The organism is Paenibacillus sp. EZ-K15 (assembly GCF_002573715.1).
In the GTDB taxonomy this organism is placed as follows: Bacteria; Bacillota; Bacilli; order Paenibacillales; family Paenibacillaceae; genus Paenibacillus_AQ.
Map to the genome: position 1 here is coordinate 51,676 of NZ_PDHM01000024.1, position 23,202 is coordinate 74,877.

16 protein-coding genes and 1 riboswitch are annotated in these 23,202 nt (G+C 51.8%); of the genes, 5 read left to right on the plus strand and 11 right to left on the minus strand.

The genetic code is table 11. From position 1 onward, the window contains the following. The first annotated feature begins 203 nt into the window (after window positions 1-203). A complete protein-coding gene (locus CRG97_RS28515; protein ID WP_098748959.1) occupies window positions 204-1,334 on the plus strand; it encodes a virulence factor in 1,131 nt (376 codons plus the stop codon). Between the two features lie 118 nt (window positions 1,335-1,452). Beyond that, a riboswitch (Lysine riboswitch) is annotated at window positions 1,453-1,632 on the plus strand. A 170-nt stretch (window positions 1,633-1,802) separates the two neighbouring features. After that, window positions 1,803-3,194: an amino acid permease gene (locus CRG97_RS28520; RefSeq protein ID WP_237566615.1), complete on the plus strand. Its 1,392-nt coding sequence runs from the start codon at window positions 1,803-1,805 to the stop codon at window positions 3,192-3,194. A 75-nt stretch (window positions 3,195-3,269) separates the two neighbouring features. Here CRG97_RS28520 and CRG97_RS28525 read toward each other — a convergent pair whose 3' ends face one another. The 5 genes from CRG97_RS28525 to xylA all read right to left on the minus strand — a co-directional run bounded on the left by CRG97_RS28525 (window position 3,270) and on the right by xylA (window position 10,923). Then, on the minus strand, window positions 3,270-4,412 hold the full coding sequence (locus CRG97_RS28525; RefSeq protein WP_098748961.1) for a transglutaminase domain-containing protein: 1,143 nt from the start codon (window positions 4,410-4,412) through the stop codon (window positions 3,270-3,272). 107 nt (window positions 4,413-4,519) lie between these two features. After that, complete coding sequence (locus CRG97_RS28530; protein WP_098748962.1) at window positions 4,520-6,871, minus strand: YcdB/YcdC domain-containing protein; 2,352 nt, start codon at window positions 6,869-6,871, stop codon at window positions 4,520-4,522. A 243-nt stretch (window positions 6,872-7,114) separates the two neighbouring features. Next, on the minus strand, window positions 7,115-7,744 hold the full coding sequence (locus CRG97_RS28535; RefSeq protein WP_098748963.1) for a bifunctional 4-hydroxy-2-oxoglutarate aldolase/2-dehydro-3-deoxy-phosphogluconate aldolase: 630 nt from the start codon (window positions 7,742-7,744) through the stop codon (window positions 7,115-7,117). Window positions 7,745-7,900: 156 nt separating this feature from the next. Continuing rightward, complete coding sequence (gene xylB, locus CRG97_RS28540; protein ID WP_098748964.1) at window positions 7,901-9,397, minus strand: xylulokinase; 1,497 nt, start codon at window positions 9,395-9,397, stop codon at window positions 7,901-7,903. Window positions 9,398-9,606: 209 nt separating this feature from the next. Continuing rightward, window positions 9,607-10,923 (minus strand): xylose isomerase, encoded by a 1,317-nt coding sequence (gene xylA, locus CRG97_RS28545; protein WP_098748965.1) that lies wholly within the window; start codon window positions 10,921-10,923, stop codon window positions 9,607-9,609. Window positions 10,924-11,289: 366 nt separating this feature from the next. Here xylA and CRG97_RS28550 point away from each other — a divergent pair, with 366 nt between their 5' ends. Both CRG97_RS28550 and CRG97_RS28555 read left to right on the plus strand, forming a co-directional pair. Continuing rightward, window positions 11,290-12,462, plus strand: coding sequence for an ROK family protein (locus CRG97_RS28550; protein WP_098748966.1), 1,173 nt, complete (start codon window positions 11,290-11,292; stop codon window positions 12,460-12,462). Between the two features lie 151 nt (window positions 12,463-12,613). Continuing rightward, a complete protein-coding gene (locus CRG97_RS28555) occupies window positions 12,614-12,817 on the plus strand; it encodes a hypothetical protein (RefSeq protein WP_076325402.1) in 204 nt (67 codons plus the stop codon). Window positions 12,818-12,944: 127 nt separating this feature from the next. On the opposite strand, the gene CRG97_RS28560 is transcribed toward CRG97_RS28555, so the two are convergent. The 4 genes from CRG97_RS28560 to CRG97_RS28575 all read right to left on the minus strand — a co-directional run bounded on the left by CRG97_RS28560 (window position 12,945) and on the right by CRG97_RS28575 (window position 18,135). Then, the gene (locus tag CRG97_RS28560) at window positions 12,945-13,181 is read right to left on the minus strand and encodes a glutaredoxin family protein (RefSeq protein WP_076325401.1); all 237 of its coding nucleotides are present in this window, start codon (window positions 13,179-13,181) and stop codon (window positions 12,945-12,947) included. 67 nt (window positions 13,182-13,248) lie between these two features. After that, window positions 13,249-14,190 (minus strand): thioredoxin-disulfide reductase, encoded by a 942-nt coding sequence (gene trxB, locus CRG97_RS28565; RefSeq protein WP_098748967.1) that lies wholly within the window; start codon window positions 14,188-14,190, stop codon window positions 13,249-13,251. A 491-nt stretch (window positions 14,191-14,681) separates the two neighbouring features. Further along, entirely contained in the window at window positions 14,682-16,691 is a 2,010-nt protein-coding gene (locus tag CRG97_RS28570; RefSeq protein ID WP_098748968.1) for a heavy metal translocating P-type ATPase, read from the minus strand. Between the two features lie 334 nt (window positions 16,692-17,025). After that, a complete protein-coding gene (locus CRG97_RS28575) occupies window positions 17,026-18,135 on the minus strand; it encodes a PEP-utilizing enzyme, TIM barrel domain protein (RefSeq protein ID WP_098748969.1) in 1,110 nt (369 codons plus the stop codon). Window positions 18,136-18,409: 274 nt separating this feature from the next. On the opposite strand from CRG97_RS28575, the gene CRG97_RS28580 reads away from it, so the two are divergent. Further along, window positions 18,410-19,024 (plus strand): nucleotidyltransferase domain-containing protein, encoded by a 615-nt coding sequence (locus tag CRG97_RS28580; RefSeq protein WP_098748970.1) that lies wholly within the window; start codon window positions 18,410-18,412, stop codon window positions 19,022-19,024. A gap of 121 nt (window positions 19,025-19,145) precedes the next feature. On the opposite strand, the gene CRG97_RS28585 is transcribed toward CRG97_RS28580, so the two are convergent. Beyond that, entirely contained in the window at window positions 19,146-20,480 is a 1,335-nt protein-coding gene (locus CRG97_RS28585; protein ID WP_098748971.1) for an alkaline phosphatase, read from the minus strand. Window positions 20,481-20,595: 115 nt separating this feature from the next. Then, window positions 20,596-22,851: a N,N-dimethylformamidase beta subunit family domain-containing protein gene (locus tag CRG97_RS28590; protein WP_098748972.1), complete on the minus strand. Its 2,256-nt coding sequence runs from the start codon at window positions 22,849-22,851 to the stop codon at window positions 20,596-20,598. Window positions 22,852-23,202: the final 351 nt, after the last annotated feature.

Consider the following 23,202-nt stretch of genomic DNA (forward strand, 5'->3'; position numbering starts at 1 on the left):
TATTTCAGCCCTTCTGCAAGGGCGCGGCCCTTCCACACGTCATTCTCTTGAAACACAAATGGCATACATCCAATCATTATCAGTTTTACAAACCTTTCCTCTTTTTATCCAAAGTCTGCTTATTTTGTTTGAATCCTTGCCATGATGTTTTTTCCTGCATGGAAAAGAGGTACAATAAGAGGATAAGGAGGCGAGATCATACCATGAAAATTACATTTATTGAACCAACACCGAGCCCGAACTCCATGATGCTTCACCTTAACGAAACGCTAGAGTCCGGGATTCGCAGAACATATACACTGGACAACGAACGGTCGGCTCCCCCCTGGATCAGGCAATTGCTTCATATCCCGGGCGTAAAGAGCGTCTTTCATACCCTTGATTTCATTGCGCTCGACCGTAAAGGCAACGCCGATTGGCCTTCCATTCTGGGCGCCGTTCAGGAAATATTCGGTCAGGAGGGCCTTGCGGCCGGACTCCAAGAAGGTGCGGATGATATCGCTTTTGGAGAGGCTCAAGTATTCGTGCAGTATTTCCGGAATATTCCGATGCAAATTCGTGTCAAAAGCGGGAATCAGGAAGAACGCATCGGTCTGTCGGAGCGCTTCGCCAAAGCGGTAGCCGCGGTGGGAACCACGACGCTCATCAAGGAGCGCAAGCTCAAGGAGTACGGCGTGCGCTACGGCCAGCTGGAAGGCATCGCCCGTGACGTAGAGCAGGAGCTTGAAGCTGCCTTCCCGCAGGAGCGCCTCGATAAGGTCGTTGCCCAGGCGATTGCCCACGGTGCCAGCGACGAGGATTTCGTCGAGCAGCGCCGGAAGCTGAGTGACGAGGAAACCGAAGCCGCGCTGCAGAATGAGGACTGGCGCGTCCGTTATGCCGCGTTGGATGCACTAGAGCCATCCGAGAAGCATATTCCGCTTCTCCGCCAAGCGCTTCGGGATCCGAAGATGCAGATCCGCCGGCTGGTCGTCGTCTACTTGGGCGATCTTCGCACCCCTGAAGCGATGGAGCTCCTATATGAAGCCATGCGCGACGAAACACCGGCCGTTCGCCGTACCGCAGGCGATACGCTGTCCGATATCGGCGATGCTGCCGCTACCCCGGTCATGATCGAATCTTTGAAAGACAGCAGCAAAATCGTACGCTGGCGTGCGGCCCGTTTCCTGTATGAAGTAGGTACCGAGGAAGCCCGCTCCGCCCTGGAGGAAGCCGCCGACGATCCGGAATTCGAGGTTAGTCTGCAGGCACGAATGGCACTGGAACGCATCGAATCCGGCGAAGAAGCTGCCGGAACCGTCTGGCAGCAAATGGCCAAACGGAATCAATCGTAATCGTATCAGCAGGACCACCTTCATACCGTAAAATTTAACCATTGCCTCTGACATGGGATGTGATTTATACTAGGACTCTCTTGTTAGAATTGAATATATAGATAGCCTCATCATTCCAAGATGAGGTAGAGGTTGCAGACATGATCAGTAGTTGTGCCGAGGCGAAGAGAAGCCGGTGAAGCACAGTGAAAGGCATGAATGCCGAAGTGCAGGGTATACTCTTGTATTCTGTGCTGGGGCCGTTGTCGAAAGAGACGGAACTGTCACGGGGATTTCCCCGTGTTGAGCTATCTTCATGGAGGGTATGATGCGGATACGATAAAGACCGCAGGTATAATACCTGCGGTCTTTTTGTTCTAACAGGGTATATTTTAAATATCATTTCTTAATGTATAGAAGGAGTGTTCGATCTTGAATCGCAAAAAAGCACCAGCTGCTTCGCTGAAGCAGAGCTTTAAAGCCCGTCATATGACCATGATCGCCCTTGGCGGATCGATCGGTACCGGCCTGTTTCTGGCGAGCGGAACGGCCATCGCCTCTGCCGGCCCAGGCGGAGCGCTTATCGCTTATGCCGCGGTTGGCCTCATGGTTTACTTTCTGATGACCAGCCTGGGCGAGCTCGCTACGTATCTTCCGGATTCCGGCTCGTTCAGCACCTACGCCTCCCGGTTTGTCAGCCCTGCCTTCGGATTTGCCGTCGGCTGGAACTTCTGGTACAACTGGGCTGTTACCATCGCCGCCGAGCTCGCGGCGGCCACGGTTATTATTAAATTTTGGTTCCCGGACAGCCCGTCATTTCTGTGGAGTCTTCTGTTCCTGGCGATTATGTTCGGCTTAAACTTTCTATCCGCCAAAGGATACGGCGAATCGGAATATTGGTTTGCTATCATTAAGGTTGCAACCGTCATTATCTTCCTCATCATCGGTGTCATGATGATATTCGGTATTCTTGGCGGTGAAGCCGTTGGATTCAGCACCTTTAACCTAGGCGATGGGCCGGTACACGGCGGGTTCTTCGCGCTGGTCGGCGTGTTCATGGCTGCCGGCTTCTCCTTCCAGGGAACCGAGCTGATCGGGGTCGCAGCCGGCGAGAGCGAAAATCCGAGAAAACATGTCCCTAAAGCCATCCGTCAAGTGTTCTGGCGCATCCTGATCTTCTATATTTTCGCTATTTTTGTCATCGGCATGCTGATCCCTTACACCCACCCGAGCTTGCTTCAATCCGGGGTCGATAATATCGGAGTCAGCCCTTTCACGCTGGTGTTTGAGAAGGCCGGGCTTGCCTTTGCCGCATCTGTCATGAATGCCGTTATTCTAAGCTCCGTGCTGTCGGCAGGCAACTCGGGGATGTATGCTTCAACCCGTGTCCTGTATGCCATGGCGAAACAAGGAATGGCTCCGAGATGGCTGAGCCGCCTGAACAGTCGCGGCGTACCGGTTGCGGCTCTAATCGTAACCTCTGCCGTAGGTATGCTGGCCTTCCTGGCCTCCTTCTTCGGCGATGGCGTGGTATACGTGTGGCTCCTGAATGCCTCCGGGATGTGCGGATTCATTAACTGGCTGGCCATTGCCGTGAGTCATTACCGCTTCCGCAAAGCTTATGTCGCCCAAGGTAAAGACCTGAAGGAGCTGCCGTTCCGTGCACGCTGGTTCCCCTTCGGTCCCATCTTCGCCTTCCTGCTCTGTCTTGTAGCCATTATCGGTCAAGGCAATTTCAGCGGGGAGATCGATTGGTTAACGATCATTGCCACTTATGTCAGCATTCCGTTGTTCCTCTCCATCTGGTTCGGCTACCGCTTGATTAAGAAGAGCCACGTCGTGCCATTGGACGAGTGCGATTTAAGCACGAACGTCAAATAATATAGACCAGACATACCAAAAGCAGCCTCCCTCCCATACTTGGGAACGGAAGCTGCTTTTTTTGATGCGGACATATTACCAAATAATCTGCACTCTCAGATCATCGGTGTTCTCAAACGCATGATGATAGTATTGGATGGAGCCGAGATTGCTCTTCATCTGCAATTGCTGGAGCACATTCACAAGCTCTCGCTCGCTGCCGTCGAACCGGAACACCAGCTTCTGGCTGCCTTCAGCCTTTGCAGCTTTAACCAATGGTTGGAGCTGCGTGTAGGAGCTGACGATGGAACGGGCATCATAGAGCTGATATTCCAGATCCCGTTTCAATTGTTCGTATACTCCGGCTCTCGAACGATCCTTTACGGCAAGCCCTGACAGCGTGTTGCGGTAAAGGGTGCTCGCCTTCGGATAGGATTTGACCCAGGTATGATCACGGCCCATCTGTTCATCCGTCCGGAGGTAGTACGTATAGGATACCTCGTTGTCCCGATCCGGCACAGGATCGTTCCACGTCGTGTCCAGATGGTACCATTTGCCGTCCAGAAGGACCAGATTCCAGGCATGGAGCTGGCCCTTCGGATTATCGGAGGCATAAGCCGTCCCCTCCACAATTTTGTTCTGGATTCCGGCTTCCTTGAGCAGTTTATGCGTTAACAGGGAATAGCCCTGGCATACTGTGCTTCCGGTGTAGAGCCCGTCATAGGCCGTATATTTCGTAAGCGTGGTATCGTATTTCAAGTTCCGGACAACCCAATCATGGATGGCTTTCACCTTCTCATGATCATTCATGCCCGGCTTGACGATCTGCTTCAAAATGCTGTCGGCATTCTGGTTCACATAGTTCGTCTGCTCCGCAGTTTCGCGATAACTCAACCGAACCGTGACATTGGCGGAACTGGATGTCCCACGATAGTCGTAGCTATAACTAGCGATGGTGTAGTGAATATAGGGATCACTGGCCATCGCCTGATCAAGTGCATCTTTAAGCTGCGATTTCAGCGATTGGGTCTCGCCCTGGTAAACAAAACGCACCGTCGACTGCCTGTCGCTCATCGCTGTCAGCAGTTTTTGCTGAATCCCATTGACCGACTTTACGACCGCTTTGTTGGAAGTGGCATAGACATCACTGAGATTAGCTGGTTCAGGTACTGCTGCAACGGTTACCGCCAAAGACCCTATGAACAGTAATTTAACGATTGTTCCTCGGCTTCGTTTCATCGGTACACCCGCCCTTCATCTTCCTCATCCGTATGCACCATTATTGTAACACATAACATCAGGGCTTAAGGGTTCTAGTTTTGTCGACCGGGCACGAATATCAAATACTACCAATAAAATGAGGACAGGAAGGAATCGCTACGTCCCGCCAGCTTCGACATGCGGACCAGTACCTCTGCAGCCTCCGCTCGCGTCACCTCACGCCCCGGCAAGAACTTGCCATCAACTGCCGGCAGAAGACCCAGCTTGAGAGCAATCAGGGCTGCTCCTTTGTTAGTGATGGCGTCGGCATCCGATATCCCTTGCACGTCAGTTGGAAGGATAAAGGCTTTGGACAGCTTCTCATAATTCAGGATGCGGGTCAGCGAGCTTGCCAATTCATCCCTTGTCAGCTTGCCGTCCAGCTGCAGCGGGCTGTCCGGATCATAAGGGATCCAGTTCTGACCGATTAGCACCTGAATGGCCTGGTAATACGGATGGTCCGGCTGCAAGCCTGCATATGGATCCATGGTAGATCTTCCATACAGCTGCTCATAGGACGGGCTTACCGAAGCCGCCACCAGCTGATACCATTCGCCAAGGGAAATCTGGCGATCCGGGTACACCTTTCCGTCCTTGTCCGGAACCAGCACCCGATATTTCACCAGCTCCTTAAGAGCCGCTTCCGCATAATGCCCCGTCGTATCGGTAACCGCCGGAATATCCTTGCGGCTCATTTCGGGCATGATATCGCGCCATTCCCCGCTCTTGGCATCAAGCGGTACCGTAATGCCGCCGAAGGCCGCCTTTTTATGTGTCGGATAATAAATCAGCTTAATGAAAGGCTTCATAACCTCATTACCGGCCATTGAGTAGCCACCGTAGTAACCGTATTTCAACTTCAGATCAATTTCTTCCAGATATTTAGCTCTTGCCTGCTCCGCACTGATGGCCGGTTTTGCATCCGTTGGCAGTTTGGACAGAACGGCGTCCGAATTCACGCTAAAGCCCTGGATTTGCCCATTGGCCTCCATCGTGAGGCTCAGGGAATCACCCATGACGCGAATATCACCGACATAGCGTTGGAATGAAAATTGGTAGCTGAGGGTTTTAGTGTCTTTGCCCATTTTATCAACCGATGTCAGCTTCCATTCCTCGGCAGCATGCGGTACCAGCTTGCTTACCGTCTCGAATGCGAGATCCTGCGCAGCCTGCTGCGAAATCGGGTTCTTCACTTCCGCAGCCTCGGCCCGGTCAAAACGATATCGGTTGTACGAGTAAATCTGCCCGGTCCTGGCGTCCACCTCTGCGGATACCGTCTCCCCTCCGCCCATGGCGGAGAGCTTATTTTCGCCCCAACTTATGTTCCACGTCTTAACCTCGCTGTTGTTCCATCTTGTACCCAGTCTCTTGGATTCGGTCTTTAAACCCGACGGGAGCTTGATCTGCGATTCCACCCATATGGCTGCTGCCTCTCCGCCAGCGAATGGAGCGGTGATTGGCTTAAAGGTTTCTTTGGATGCCGGAATCGCGCCGTTCTCAACCGAGGTAAGCCCGCTCTCTTCCCCTGAGAAACTAATGAACTTGCCTGTATTGGCATCCAGTGAATTGCCTGATTGATCATTAGGTATGTAACCTAAGAAATAATTGCCTTTGGCGTTGTTATATAAATTATCAGGTACATAGGCCAAGGATACCTGGAACTGATCTTCAAACACTTTACGGATGGAGGCCTCATTCCATTTCGGTGTGGATGAAGGAAACTCCTCATTGATTTGATTGCGGGAATAGTTAACGGTATTGCCCTGTCCGTCAAGCGTGATCGAGATGCTATTCACATCCGATTCAATCCCGTTCACCGAGGTCTGAAAATAAAACTCAAACCGCGGCGGGCTGAACAATGCCGTCTGCATCCCAAGATAAGCCTCATTCTCCTTAAGCTCACTCGTCTTCACATCCGATACATGGCTGCCGATCCATTTCAGCGCCTTCTCCTTGGCTGCTTCCCGGGTTAATACCGGTTTGTCGCTACCAGGGTTCATCAAAGAATGAGGGATATAAATGTTAAGAAGTTCCCCCGTGACCGCATTGACCTGGGCATTGAAGCCGGAGCTTGAGTTCCCTTTGGTCAGTACCATTTGCAGATCCCAAGCAAGCGCGCTCGATCTCATGCCATCATTCTCCAGGAACTGCACGTTCGACACTTTCACGTACTTGAGCTCCGGGAAAGCCTTCTTAATGATGTCTTCCGCCTGCTTGGATGAAATTTTTGCGCCCTTCGGTATTTCGTTATCCGTTACGCTTTCCGAACCGGTGTTATCGCTGCTAGTCACGGTAGTTACCGTATCGGATACAACGATTCCGCTGCCCGGAACGGAATTGTCTCCCCATACCGGCTGCGCCAAACATAGCATGGCTGTAGCCGTAACCGCGCACACGGTCTTTTTTACCCTTACCTTCTTCTTACCCGATGGATTCACTTGATTCGCTCCCTTCCATTACTTGAACCTAACCATGTCTTACTTACACATGATGATATCCTTAACAAGTGCCTGTACACGGCAGCAATGACATAACCAAGCTACCTAAATAATACCATAACTTGTCTATATATTCCTTATGTAGTAAGCTTCCGAAACATAACCTGCATAGTTAAGGATGAACAAAGTGTAACTATTTCGATCCCGCTTCTTGCGAATGGGGAATTCCCTTTCGAACACATCTTAACCAAGCCGCGCCGCTTCAACAAAAGCCGCAGTGCGACGCTTGATCTCCTCCATATTGCCGGACACGAGGGCATCCTGCGGAAGCAGCGCGCTGCCTAAACCAACCGCTGCCGCGCCTGCATGAAAATAATCCGTAAGATTATCCAACGTAACTCCACCCGTTGCAAGCAGCGGAATGTGATTCAGCGGACCCTGAAGCTCCCGGATAAATGACAAGCCCAGACTGGCCATAGGAAACAGCTTCACGATCTCGGCCCCGGCTGCGTACGCCGCGACGATCTCCGTTGGCGTCATTGCCCCTGGCCATACATCAATTCCCTGCTCCAAAGCAAATTCGATGACGGAAAGATCCGTGTTCGGGGAAATCAGAAATTGAGCTCCGGCTGAGACCGCTTCCTTCGCCATCTCCACATCAAGCACGGTTCCCGCGCCTATATATACAGCGCCATCATAGCGAGTACGCCAATCCTGGATCATATGTAAAGCACCTTCCGTATTCATGGTCACTTCCATGAACCGGACTCCACCTTGGGTCAATCCTTCTCCTACGAAGTTCGCCTGTTCTCTCGTAATGCCCCGCACGATGGCAACAATTTTCTCGCGTTTGAGTTCAGCTGTCAGTTTCAATGTGTTCCCCCATTTCTATTTAAACTTCCGGCACGTTCCTAAATCGCAAGGGCCGTAACTTCAGCCTGCTTCAAGTATATGCGGTCCGAAGCGTTCACGCAAAAAGAGCAGGCCCGGAAAACTGTCTTCCCGACCTGCTCTTTAACATCTATAAGGTTATCCGCGGAATTCAGACAGCTCTGCGCCGAGTTCACGCGTTGCTCCATATACGCTTTGATAGAGTCCAAACAATTTATCATAGGCCTGAACCGCCTGCGGATTCGGAGAATACGAGCGTGCCGGCCGCAAAAACGCCTTTGCGCAGTCCTGAAGGCTCGGGAACCAGCCGCAGCCGTAAGCTGCCAGCATCGCCGCACCCATAGCCGGGCCCTGTTCGCTTTCCAGCTTCACGATTTCAGCATTAAACACGTCCGCCTGCATTTGCAGCCACGTTTCGTTCTTGGCGCCGCCCCCGATGGAAATAACGCGGTCGATCCGCTTGCCGGATGCGCGGAGGATATCGATGGATTCGCGGAGAGAGAACGTAATCCCCTCGAGTACCGAACGTGCAAAGTGAGGCAGCTTATGTCCGGCGTCCATGCCAATGAAGCTGCCTCGGATGGTGGCATCCGGATGCGGCGTGCGTTCACCGACGATATACGGCGTGAACAGCAGCCCTCCGCTACCAGCCGGGATGCTTCCGATATCGCTCAACAGCGCGTCAAAGGAGACATCCGGCGCAAAGGTATCCTTGAACCAGGTCAGGCTGTATCCCGCTGCCAGGGTCACGCCCATGATATAGTAAGCGTCTTTCTCGCTATGATTAAAGAAATGGACCTTCCCTGCAAAATCCACCTCGCGACGCTCCTCATAGGACAAGACCACGCCTGATGTACCAATACTGCACATCGTCTGCCCTTCTTCGAGAATGCCGGCGCCGATGGCGCCGCAGGCATTGTCCGCCCCGCCGGCAAATACCTTCGTCTCTGGCAATAGAGCCGACTGCTTAGCGATCTCTGGAAGCAGAGTGCCGCACTCGTCGAAGGATTCGACCAACGGTGGGCATAAGGTGTGCGGCAGCTGGAAGGCATCCAGAATATCGGTGCTCCAAGTCTTGCCCGCCACATCCAGCAGCAGCGTTCCGGCTGCATCGGAATAGTCCATCGCGTATTGCCCAGTCAGGCGGAAACGCACATAATCTTTAGGCAGCAGGAACAGGGCAGCCTGTTCGAGCAGCTCCGGTTCAAACTCCTGCACCCATAGAATCTTGGGCAGGGTGAAACCTTCCAGCGCGCGATTGCGTGCAATCCCGAGTAGCTTCTCCTGCAGGGTCTCCTCGATGCGACGGCATTGCGCCGTTGTGCGCGTGTCATTCCACAGAATGGCCGGTCGCAGCACTGCACCCTCACCGTCTACCAAGACCAGACCGTGCATCTGGCCGGAAAAGCTTAACCCCTCAACCTCGGATGGGTCAATGTTGTTTCCGTTCATTAATTGCCGTAACGACAATACCGTTTTGTCCACCCAATCCTCCGGTCGCTGCTCGCTGTATCCCGGCTTCGGCTGGCTCAGCGGATACGATTCCGAATGCTCGGCGACAACCTTGCCGCTGCGGTCCACCAGCACGGTCTTCACAGCACTGGTTCCCAAATCAACTCCGATAACGTAACTCATCTAAATCCTCCTTCGTCTCCTCATGAACCGAACATGAAAACATCGTTGGTATTTCCCCCCGGGCTCACGATGCGTGATCCGGAGCATGCTTGGATGGCTGTCGACCCTAGCTCGCTATAGTTTCCTGTTTGAAATAAGTACACCGGCTTCCCTGAAGGGAGCCGGTGAAGGTTTGGATTTCATGGTACAAGCACTAAAACGTGTATCGATTAATTGGCAAGAATGTACTGGTTCAGAATCGCTTTCAGCATTTCTTGACGTCCGGATTCGTTCTTGCGCGGAGACTCGTTGTTCAGCGCGTATTCTGCAAGGGAAGCCAGTGTAGCCTTGCCGGATACGACGTCTGCGCCGATGCCTTCACTAAAGCTGCTGTAGCGCTTCGCGATGAAGTCCTCGAATACGCGGTCTTCGATCAGCTTCGCTGCCACCTTCAAGCCTTTTGCGTAAGTATCCATACCGGCGATGTGCGCATGGAACAGATCTTCCGGCTCGAAGGATGGACGACGAACCTTCGCATCGAAGTTCACGCCGCCGCGGCCGAGACCGCCGTTCATCAGCACTTCGTACAGCGTCAATGTCGCGTCATAGATGTTAACCGGGAATTCGTCCGTATCCCATCCGATGAGCATATCACCTTGGTTCGCGTCGAGGGAACCGAGCATGCCGTTGATGCGTGCTACGCAAAGCTCATGTTCGAAGGTATGACCGGCGAGCGTGGCGTGGTTGGCTTCGAGATTCAGTTTAAAGTGCTTGTCGAGGCCATATTTCTGCAGGAATGCAATCGTTGTAGCCGCATCAAAGTCATATTGGTGCTTCGTTGGCTCCTTCGGTTTAGGCTCGATCAGGAATTGGGCATCAAAGCCGTTTTCCTTCGCATAATCAACCGCCATATGGAACAGGCGAGCCAGGTTATCCAGTTCAAGGCCCATATCCGTGTTGAGCAGGGTCTCATAACCTTCGCGGCCTCCCCAGAACACATAGTTCTCGGCGCCAAGGCGTTTGCCCACCTCAAGTCCTTTTTTCACTTGCGCAGCCGCATGAGCGTATACATCCGCGTTGCACGTAGTGCCCGCACCATGCATGAAACGAGGATTGGTGAACATGTTCGCCGTGTTCCAGAGCAATTTTTTGCCGGTGGACTTCATGTGGTCTTCAATCGAATCCACGATTGTATCAATGTTGCTGTAGAACTCACGCAGGCTGCTGCCTTCCGGTGCAATGTCCACATCGTGGAAGCAGAAATACGGAAGGTTCATTTTCTCCATGAACTCAAAGCCTGCCTCAACGCGTGCTTTGGCGAGATCCATGCCGGAGTAATTGCCCCAAGGGCGAACCGCAGTGTCGGCGCCGAACGGATCCGAACCCCCTGCAGTCAATGTATGCCAGTAAGCCATGGCGAAACGGAGATGCTCTTCCATCGTTTTGCCGGCTACAACTTCTGTTGGATTATAAAATTTAAAAGCATAAGGGTTGGTTGATTGGCTGCCTTCGTACTCGACTTTGCTAATGTTGTTAAAATAGGCCATGAATAAATCCTCCTATACCTTGTTAAGGTGTGGTTAACGCTTACAAGGTTATCCTATCACAGGATTTCCACTTTGTCTATTGGTTAAACAAAGTTATTCCTTTACAACTTTTTCAAAACCGATGCCCCCTCCTATTAGGGTTATTTCCCGCTAAAGTTCAACATATCTCCGTTTGGCTCACTGCCTATGATTCCTCTAAATCCATATTCAAATGTTCGACGATGGAAACCACCGGACTAAGGATTGTGCGTACCCGGGCAGCGTTACGGGCTGTTGCAATTTCCGGGCTTAGCCCCTAGACTATGAGCATATCAAGTCTCCAAAACTTATAATGATCAGAAAGCAAGACTAAAAGGATGAGTACACATGGCGAATATTACCGGTGACCAGGCTCTGGTCAAAAAAATAAACACCTCAATTATTCTCGATACGATACGGCAGCACGCCCCTGTTTCCCGAGCAAAAGTATCCAAGCTGACCGGACTGAACAAGGCTACCGTCTCCAATCTCGTACAGGAGCTGTGCAGCAACCACCTGGTCCAGGAGATCGGCCCCGGCGAATCCAGCGGCGGCAGGAAGCCGCAGCTGCTGCTGTTTAACGGACAAGCTGGTTATGCCGTCGGCGTCGAGCTGCGCGTCAAGCAAATGACCGCCGTGCTTACAGATCTGGAAGGCCGGATTCTTTCCGAAGAGGATACCGCCCTTGAAGGACATGACGTGGAATCGGTGACGCGGCTGATGGTTAGCCTGATTCATGGCCTGATGCGGCAGGCTCCTCCCTCCCCATACGGCATCATCGGGATCGGCGTAGGCGTCCCTGGGATGGTGGACGGTGACGGCACCGTCCTCTTCGCCCCCAACCTGGGATGGGACATGGTGCCGCTGCAGAAGCAGCTCGAGCAGGAGCTGGGACTTCCCGTTACCATCGACAATGAAGCGAACGCGGGCGCCCAAGGCGAGCTGCGCTTCGGAGCTGGCCGGGACGCCCGCCATCTCCTCTATATCAGTGCCGGCAGCGGTATCGGCTCCGGCATTATCATCAATGGCGAGCTTTATAAGGGCGCCCGCGGATATGCCGGCGAAAGCGGCCATATGTCCATCGAAGCCGATGGACTGGAATGCACCTGCGGCAACCGCGGCTGCTGGGAGCTGTATGCCTCGGAGAAATCCTACGACAGCAAAGGTGCCGCTCTCCCGTCCAGGCGGACATCCGAGCTGATTCACCATGCAGAGCGAGGCCATGAAGAGACCATCCGGCATTTTGAAGAGCTCGGACGTTATCTCGGCGTTGGCATTACCAATCTTGTCAACGGATTCAATCCGCAATCGGTCATTATTGGCGGTCCGCTGTCCGACGCGCGAGCTTGGATTGAGGATACGCTGCGACAGGTCGTTGCCCAGCGCACGCTTCCCTACCACCGTGAGCTAATGGAGATCCGGTTCGCCGAGCTGGGCAGCCGCTCGACCATGATCGGTGCGGCCTACTCCGCCATCTCGCAGTTTCTGGGGCCGGTGCGGGTCTCCATGCCAATTCATTAAAATTGACGATATTTTGTCGTAATTAACACCCTGCATATTAAGGAAAATCCCGCGATTTTCCGCTATAATTAATCTCGTCCTGTAATTAAATCACGATTCTCCTTGAGGAGAAACGTGTGATCGTTATACAAAAGGGAGAGGAAACGCTCAAATGACCTATGTAAGCACTGCGGAAATATCGGCACAAATGTTTGTGACCATATTGCTGTTTCTCCTAGTTATCGCACCTTTGTTCAGTCTCGCCATCATGCGTTTTTTTCAAGGCAAGAAAAAAGTCGGTTTCATTCTCCTCGGCTCCGGCGTGGCTGCATACGTCGTATTCCAGATCATCATGAGTCTGTTTTTTAGCAAGTGAACACGATCTGAGCGAACGTTGGCAGCATAGACTCGGAAGCTAAAAAAGCTCCTTCCCTGATTCAGGGAAGGAGCTTTTTATTCATATCATGAAGCAAGCGATCGGCTTGCGATGACGCCTGATTAGATTAACCCTCCGGGTTCAACGCTTTGTTGAACTGGAGCTTGTTCATGCCAAGAATGCGGTGCTCGCCGATGATCGTGAGCGGTACTGCGCGAACGCCCATATCCCATACTTGCTGTGCGAATTCGTCGTTTTGCTCGATGTTGCGCTCTTCAAATTCGATGCCTTGATCGGACAAGAAGCCTTTTACTTGTTTGCAGTGCGGGCAGTTGTTCGAAGTGTATACAATCACATTTTCCATGGTTGGTCAGTCTCCTCTACTCATGATTTGGCTCTGCTTAAAGCCATTTCGATCTCTATCTATCAGTTTACAACACGACAGCGTTGTGTTCCAAGCTCTCGATATATTTCTCCGCATCCATAGCTGCCATACAGCCGCTTCCTGCCGCCGTGATCGCTTGTCTGTAACGAGTATCCTGCACATCGCCGCAAGCAAATACGCCTTGGATATTCGTCTCGGATGTTCCCGGGGTCGTTACGATATAACCGTTCGGATCCGTCGTAATGTTTCCGCCGAGGAAACTGGTGTTCGGATGATGACCGATCGCCACAAATACGCCGCTGACTGTGATCGTCTCTTCTTCGCCAGTCTCATTGTTGAGCACTTTGATGCCTTTGACGCCTGTCTCGTCCGCAATGACTTCCTGCGGTGTGCGGTTCAGTGCCCATTCGATTTTCTCGTTAGCGCGGGCGCGATCCTGCATGATTTTCGATGCACGAAGCTCCTCCCGACGGTGAACCAGCGTTACTTTGGATGCAAAGCGAGTCAAGAAGTTCGCTTCCTCCAGCGCGGAATCGCCGCCGCCGACAACAACGATCTCTTTGCCGCGGAAGAAGAATCCATCACATGTTGCGCAGGTACTTACTCCGCGTCCTACATTATCCTGTTCTCCCGGAATGCCAAGGTATTTGGCCGTTGCGCCTGTAGAGATGATCAACGTTTCGGCAACTACCTCGCCGATACCGTCTACGTCCAGCTTGAACGGACGCTCTCCGAATTCCACGCTGTTCACCCAGCCTGTACGAAATTCTGCGCCAAAACGTTCAGCCTGCTGACGCATATTGTCCATCAGCTCAGGACCCATGATACCTTCGGGAAAACCCGGGAAATTCTCAACTTCGGTTGTGGTTGTCAGCTGTCCGCCAGGTTGCGGACCTTCAATGACGAGCGGGCTCAGGTTGGCACGAGCCAGATAGATTGCAGCCGTAAGGCCGGCAGGGCCTGTGCCTATAATAACGGATTTGTACATATCGTTTCCCTCCTATATATGGAACGCTTAATTATAATCATTATAAATTAATATTAATTATGGTTATATCAGAGCCGTCTGTCAATATGTCACATCACACCCTCTCTGAAAATATTGTTAATCCATTCTTCATAAATCGCAATGAAATCCAATATTTTTGGGAAATGGACCCCTTTCTCCAATGAAGAAGACGATCTTGATGTTCTGGAAACGTTTACTCCGAAAATAATCGCGCGCATAGAGGGGGTTAGATGAATGTACGGCTACCAAGTGCCTCCCCCACTCTTTTAACGAAAGGAAGATGAATGTTTGATGAAAAAAGGATAACGTTGGCACGAGCCCTAATGCCGAACTTAGCAGCGTAGAAGCTTGAGAGAAATCGAGAGCGACCACGGCCATTGAGAGCCAACCAAAAAATCCCCTTCTTCCCGAAGAGGAAAAGAAGGGGACTTTATCATTAACACAAGCACAGATTAGCGATGACCGATCGATTAACGGCTAGAGCGCAGCAGACGAAGCCCGTTCAATATAACCAGAATGGTGCTTCCTTCGTGACCGATGACGCCCAGCGGCAGTGCAACGCCTTGAATGAAATTGGCTGCTATCAGCGTCAAAATCACGGTAATGGCAAAGATCATATTTTGCTTCACGATGCGTTGAACCCGGCGTGCCACTTTGACGGTACCGGCGATTTCGTCGATGTTGTCATTCATAAGCACCGCGTCCGCTACCTCCAGCGCCGTTCCGCTTCCCGAAACGCCCATGCCGATGCCAACGGTCGCGGTAGCCAGTGCCGGCGCATCGTTCACACCATCTCCAACCATGACCACATGGCCGTAACGGGCCCGAAGCTCCTTAATATGTGTAACTTTATCTTCCGGCAGCAAATCGGAGAACACCATGTCTACGCCGCTTTGCTTCGCAATCACGTCCGCCGTCGCCTTGCGGTCCCCTGTCAGCATCGCTACCTTGATGCCCAACTGCTGAAGCCGCTTAACAGCCATCGCCGCTTGTGGCCGGACCGCATCCTGCAAAGCGATCATACCCGCGATACGGTCTCCCTTCAGGATAACGGATACCGTCTTGCCTTCGGATTCCAGCGTGTTCCGGATAGACAGCCAATGCTGGCGCGCGTTCATTTCCTTTTGTGCGGAAGCTTCACCCGAATACTGATCTACAGTCGGTTGATCCAGAATATCGCTTTTTCCTATTTTCCAGGTAATACCCTCTACATCCGCCTGCATCCCCCAGCCTGTTATGGACTGGCCGTTCTCCACCTGCTGCAGTTGAGCTCCCTCTTTCTCAGCCGATTGGACAATCGCCAAGGCCAGAGGATGCTTCGACATTCTTTCGATAGAAGCACTGATGCCAAGCAATTCATGCCGATCCCAGCCCTCACCTGCGATAAAATCCGTAACCACTGGCGTACCAAGCGTCAAGGTACCGGTCTTATCAAAAGCGACAACCGCCGTACGTGCCATATTCTCGATATGGGCGCCGCCTTTGAACAGTACGCCTTTTCTGGCGCGATTCGAAATCGCCGACAGCATCGCAGGCATGATCGAAGATACCAGCGCGCAAGGGGATGCCACGACGAGAAACACCATCGCTTTGTAGAAGGTTGTATCCCAGTCCCATCCCAAGACGGGAGTAGCCAGAACAATCAGGGCCACGGTCGCAATGACAACAACACGGGCATAAATCGATTCGAACCGCTTGATGAACCGCTGCGATTCCGGTACTTCGTTCTCCGCTTCTTCCACCAGCTTGATAATCTTGGCGAACAACGTTGATTCCGCCGACTGGGTAACCTCAATGTACAATACGCCTTCCCCATTCAAGGTTCCGGTAAATACTTCATCGCCTATGGACTTATCGACCGGTACGGATTCACCGGTAATCGAAGCCTGGTTGACGGAGGAGCTGCCGCGATAAATGTTGCCGTCTGCAGGAATAAGCTCGCCCGGCTTTACCAGAATCAGATCGCCGATCTCCAGCTTGCTGATGGATACCGATACCATCTCCCCCTTCTCGATACGCAGGGCCGTCTCCGGCTGCAGCTCCATCAAGGACGAGATATCCTTGCGGCTTCTCTCCATGGTATAACTCTCAAGCGCCCCACTGAGGGCAAAAATGAAGATCAGCATTGCGCCTTCATTCCAGTACCCGATCGCTGCAGCTCCCATAGCAGCAGCAATCATTAGCAGATTCACATCCAGATCGCGCTCCTTCAGAAGGGTCTCCACACCTTCTTTGGCTTTTACCCATCCGCCGACGGCGTAGGATATCACGTACAACACAACAGAGAGCGGCTCAGACCATTGGCTGGTCAGCCAAGCCACCAGCATCAGCAGGCCGCTGCCCAGTGCAGCCACCACCTCCGCATTGCTCAGCAGGCTGCGTATATCCCACTTCCCAGGCTGCCGCGGCTCACGTGGATCGGCTCCATTTTCTATTGTCGATATGCGTCCAGTCGTCGTTTGACTTTGTATCCATTGCATAACCAATCACCTTCCTAGTTGAGAATGAGATCCATTATTACTACCCTTAAAATGACACATGCTGCCCCGGCTTGGCCGGAGCAGCATGCTAAATGAGAATGAGAATCATTTTTGAACTTATACAATTTATTTTCCTTCGTACAACTTTATATGTATCATACTCACTTCACCCTCATTTGTAAACCATATTTTTCACATTTTTTAATTGCTGAAGAGTGCCTATTGGCGTTCCTGAGGATGAAGATGAACCTTCAACACGTAAAAAAGCCCTTGCGATCTCTCGCAAGGACTTCTCTCTATACAATCACTTATTTCGTAAAGCGCTCACATTCCATCAATCGACAACCGTCGAACATCTGCGGCGCATCTCCAGCCTCGCGCCGGTTATTCGAATGGCTGCAATCTCTGAGGGCTGACAGCACACTTCGTGTATGCCCTGCCGGTAAACCATCCGTAAATCCGTGGTAGCTACCCCATTGATCCGGAGCGTTAATTGTGGCTTCGTTCGCCTAATTCGATGGATCATCTCTGAGAAAGCCGCAACCCTGTGTCCTGCCTCATCCGACGATCCGGAATTCTCCGTACCCTCCGAATCGAATACAATCACATCGGCCAAACGGGCAATCTCCGCTGCCGCTGCTGGTTTCATCCCTTCTCCGAACAGCGCCCCATAGCGAATACGCACAAAACGCCTTTGATCCATAAGGGTCTGCTCTGCCACTTCTTCGATAAAATTATGAATCGATATAAAGTCATCCGCGTGCGCCGGACGTACAGCCAGGAGCTCTAATTGGCAATCTACGCCTTCCTCGCTGCACTGCTCCATAGCTCGGAACAGGGACTCCAGCTGAGCATCCTGCGCTTCACGTAACTCCATCGTGTTGGAAAGCCGGGCATCATGCAGCAAGCTGACCGCACATCGGGCTCCACCCGCCGCCTGAAACACCGACACCCAATAGGTCTTCCATAGCATAATGAGTCTCCGCCTTAACAGGGCGCTCTTCTCTGCGCTCCGCGAATTCAACCACGCCGTGTAAACCTCCTGCAGCAGGCCATGCTGCACAGCATCCTCCCCGCGTATCAGCCCAATTCCCTGAGCACCTTGCCTGATATCTCGTGCAATGGATTCAGGGTCTGCGGATCGGCTCATGACTTTCAGTCTTCGGTTCCTGTCACTCCACCCCAGCAGTCGGGTCAAGGAAGGTCTGTCCGTGCCGTTATGCCGGATCCCGGAAACCCTGAGGGCTTCTTCAATATCGTCAGGCGATGCCAGTAACAGCAATACCTCCTCATGGGTGACTCCTCCTGCCATTGCAAAATGCTTCAGCAGATCCGTCTCGGGAGAAATCTCGTTTGCCATAATCTCCTCTGCTCCGATGAACTCTTCATCTTCAAATCGACGCTCTCCCAATTCACTGCCAGCTCCCCATTGCCTTTCCGTCATGGTTATCCTTCTACTCCCTTTCACCTTGAATTGGATAAACGCCTCCTTACAGATTATTATGAAACAATTGGAAATATACAGCGCATGGGATAAACAGCGGCTGAAAAATATCGGGAGAGAACGAACCATGCACCCTACTCTCTTTATGCAGAATGCCTGCGCGAAGGTGGGAAAGCCTGACCCTATCTATTTTTCCTCATTTCACGGACAGGATAAAACCTGTACAATGGAGGAATGAATCGAAGACGCATGAAAACGTAAGGGAGAGTTGAACATGAGAACTGATTATGATCATTGGGAACTGATCAGCGTATCGGATACCGTCAGAATTTTTGCTGATATCCCTGCTCGTTGGTATATCGCCGGAGGCTGGGCTTTGGATTTATATTTGGGAGAGCAGACCCGGGAACACGGCGATATCGATATCCTGATCCTTCGCGAAGAGCAGGCAGCCATTTACGCTGCATTAGCCAAAGAATGGACGCTGTACAAAGCGGATCAAGGAACCTTATCCATCTGGGAGGAAGGCGAATATTTGCATTCGGTTGGCGATGTATGGGTAAGCCGGAATGATGAAGCCCCATTTTCATTCCAGATCATGTTGGTAGAAACCGAACAGGACCGCTGGGTTTATCGAAGAGAACCGTCGATCCGAAGACCTCTCCAAGATATATCCTTAAAAACAGACCAAGGAATTCCCTATCTAAAACCGGAGATACAGCTTCTATATAAGGGTGGCAGTAAGAACATTCGGGAAAAAGACGAGCAGGATTTAATCAAGGTGCTCCCCTTCCTTCACCCGCAAGCTAAAACATGGCTTACCTATGCGCTCCATTCGCAGTTTCCATCGGGTCACCCCTGGATCGATTACATAACAACCTCGTTATAGCCGCCGAACGGACACACATCTCCATAAAAAAGACTGCTCCATGGTTTAGCCAAAATAACCGAAGAGCAGCCGCTGTCATATCATTGCCTTATGAGAATATGAAATTCACATTCAGCTCGCTTCACTTTTTATACTTGTCCTCACCGAAATCGATGTTCATTATCCGAGCGACCAAATGCGGTAAGTCCGTATTATTGTGTAGTCCGCGGAATAACTCAGATCCCGGTCCAAAAGCATACAGCGGAACATCCACACCCGTATGCAGATAGGTATTCCATCCCACGAGGGAACGTTTGCTGATGACTTGATTTATAGCTTGCATAGCGTCAGAAGCATTGATAATTGCGATTTCTTCCTCAGGCGTCACATCGATGCCAGCATAAGCTTTGAGCACCTCTTTGACATTGCTTCTATCCGTCTTCAGCTGTTTAGTCATATAGAGTCCGGATGCTTGTACCTGCCGCAGCACCTCCAGTTTGGCGTCCGTTTGATCATATCCTCCGACCGCCATTCCTCCGGTGTCGTGATCACCGGCTATAACGACTAGCGTGTTCCCGTCCTCTTCTGCAAACTTTCTTGCCAGCTCCACTGCTTCTTCGAACGATTCCGTGTCCTTCATGGCCCATGCGGCATCATTGTAGTGACCGGCCGAATCAATCTGGCTTCCTTCCACCAGCAGGAAAAAACCGTCCTTGTCTCTACGGAGAATATCGATCGCTTTTCCCGTCATTTCTTTCAGGCTTGGTTCGTTCGTATGCTCCCGGTCCAGCTCAGGCGCCATGTCTCCGTCCGCGAACAAACCGAGAATTCGGTTTCCTCTTGCTAATTCCAGTTGAGTCCGGTTCTCAACTACATGATAACCTCTCTGTTTCGCTTCTTCCAACAGATTGCGGCTGCTTTGCTTCCCTCCCATCGTCTCAGGAAGAAAGAAGGCCTTACCTCCCCCTAGCAAAACATCCGCAATTTGCAGTTGCTGCGACGCAATATGGCTTTCATCTTTCCTTGAGAATACATGCGATGAGAACGCAGCTGGGGTCGCATCGGTAATGCTCGAAGTAGCTACGAGACCGGTTGCCTTACCCTGTTCGCGGGCCGCCTCAAGAATCGTCTTACGCTCAATCCCATCGGGAGTCCTCCCGATCATTCCGTTATTCGTCTTGTATCCCGTGGCCATTGCAGTCGCCGCAGCGGCTGAATCGGTGAGCGCGGAATCAGCCGAATATGTCCTTACCATGCCCACAATCATGGAGTCCATCACAGAGGGCTCACCCTTGTACAAGCGGTAGTTGGCTGCATAGGCAGGTGAAAATCCATCCGGAATCATAAAGATTACGTTTTTGGCCTTCGTACGAGAATTGGAGGCGGCTGCCTCCGCCGATTGGTCAGCCTGTAAACCCAAAATGCAGCATACCAGCACAAGAGTCAATATGGCAGCAGCTGAAAGCTTAATTTTCACAGTTCCTCACCTTCCTTAACGGGTATTCTGAAGCTGGAACCAAATATGAACGGGGCACATGCGTGCCCCGATTCGCCCACTGTTGTCTCGGATGAATTGATGCATGTCCTGTTTGCTACAGCAGCAGCTTGCTCAGCACGTTGTCACTGATACGGACTACATTGTTGTTATAATCGTTCCAACCTAGGCTGCCGGCCCAGTTAACCGAACCGACAGAGAACACAGCGCCGCCGCCATGAATATCAAAATAAGTCATGTCCGCCCGCACGAGCGGATTTGTGGTGCCTCCCTGACCTGGTGCAGTATGAAGTTGATCTTCATGCACGAATTGGTAGTTATCGTCATGACCGGTCGACGTCGCAAGACGCAGCGTGTGCGGAGGTGTTCCGAAACTCAGATCGTAACGGTCGATCTCATCGCCAGCTGCTCCTCCGGCAGCATGTCCGAAATCACCAATGATCTCGTTCTCGTCGATACCCTCAAAAATAAACCCGGCTTCCGGTTTGAAGCTGTCGTCTAACCGCCGGTAGCCGGCAGCAGACCCGCCACCCAAAGCGCTAGTTCCTACACCGACTAGACGCTGGGGCACATAACCATGGTGACGCCATAGACCACCGGACTCCCCCGTCGTGCTGTGGAACAGTTCACCCGGAGGAGAATCCGAAGCACGTGAACCGGCGTTACCGCGCCTTACTTCCAATAGTGACGGCCGGTCCGGCTCAAGACTCGTCACCCAATAAAACCCGTTTCCGCCTAAATACATGACCCGCCCGCCGTTCGCTAAATATTGCTCCAGCGCCTTCATCATCGGTCTCGTCCAGTATTCGGGATGGCTGCCGGTGATCAGCACCTTGTAAGGGCTCAATAGATGAACTCCCTCATGATGCAAATCCTCGTCCGTAGCAACGTCATAGCTCTGACCCCGTTTTTCCAGCCACCCTGTAATGTACAGATCGGCGGAAAAGTGGCGGACAGCCCGCCAATTACGGTAGTGAGGCCGGATATTCAGAAGCGGTCGCAGACGGGATGAGAATTGCACGCCGCTGCCATCGTTATGCAGGTCGTAGATGGAGTTGCCCACCTCGGGATGTTCATCCAAATAAACGTCCTGGGAAGGAAGAACGTAGTCCTCACCCAGATAGTCTTTGGCAAATTTAAACAGCCGTTCGTTCCCGTAAGCCAAATAAGTATTAGTCGGCGCAAGAAACAGAACGGGTGCACTTACGGTTCCTTGAAGAGGGCGAACAAAGAAAGGAATAAAGTCTACGCTGCCTTCAGCTTCAAGTTTGAGCGCATATATTCCGCTCGGCAGATCGTCCGGGATTTTCCAGGAAATATCAATCTCCCACTCGGCATCGACAAGATCATTATCATGAAAGTGAACAGCCGCATATTGTTTAGGTGCGTGCCGGTAGTCCAGGTGTTCCCCAGTCCAGCTGTGACTGGTTACCGCCCTTGTTCCCCCCTGATGCAGGGTGCCGTGGTAGCCGCCTGCCGACAGGTCCTCAAGGCGTGTTGAAGCAATATCGACGCTGAAATCGTAATCCGCAAGGGGAACAACGCCAATTCCGTCTGTGCCAAGCAGCACGTCCGATAACAACTCCTCGGGTAGAAGCTCTCCCCAGAACCGGGGATTGCCGATTTTGCCATTGTAATGATGAATGGTGCGTCCCGGAGCGGCAGGGTCGGAATCCGCAGCGAGCAGCACACGCGCTAAGGCGACATTGCTGTAATCCAGATTTGCAGCAGCGGTATGAACTTGTAGGCCATCATCCGCCTTCCACCCGTCCCGGCTGGTGACAAAAAGCTTGGCTGCCTGTGTGCTTGCAGCATACTGAAGGACTACGGAATACCATATATTTTCCTTAAGCGGGATATCGGTGCGGACTGTAACGGATTGCCCGCAGCCCCCGGTTAGGGATAACGCCAGACGTCCGTCAGTTTCCAATGCCAGGGCAGCGCCGGATGTGCCATCTGCTGAGCGTGCGGACCAGACGGTCTGGATATAGTCATAGATGGGAACCGTCGGGTAAATCCACAGCTGTGCCGAGAATTCGCCGCTCTGCATCCAATTTCCCGGCAGGGGCAACTCGGCATAGGAACCTGGAGCCGTTATCTGCCGTCGCCCAGGATATTCACCTGCACAATCTGCCGTCACCGGTTCTGTCGGCAAAAAAGTCGAGTTGTCCGGATCAGGCATTCCTCCGATTAAACGCACAACATTAGCCGTATATACCGAGCTTCCGGTATCAATCATAAAGTGCAGATCTTGACCGGGCTGGACGCTGAATTCATTCGTATACCCGATAATAGTTACAGGATTTGGCGCCTGCGGATCGGTCACATTCGCCTTCACATCTTCTTTGGACATTCTTACATTCCTCCCGTAGTTCAAAGTTTTTCTTTGTACAACGTGAATCGGTTCTGTTATGCCTGCCATGAATAAGATGAGAACAAACACCTGGGTTCCTTCCTCTTATACCGCATACAAGTTTTCGAAAGTCTTCCATAAGTTGTATGAGATATAATAGAATTATAGCATGTAAATATTATGGTAAGAAGGCAAAACTTGTTATAATAAATAAAATCTACTGAATATTGGCAGGGATATCAATTGATCTTTGCATGATTATCCACCTGTTTATTCAATAAAATGAAAAATACCATGACGAAGCAGGAATAATTCCCGCTTCGTCATGGTATTGTGAGGATCCTATCTTCT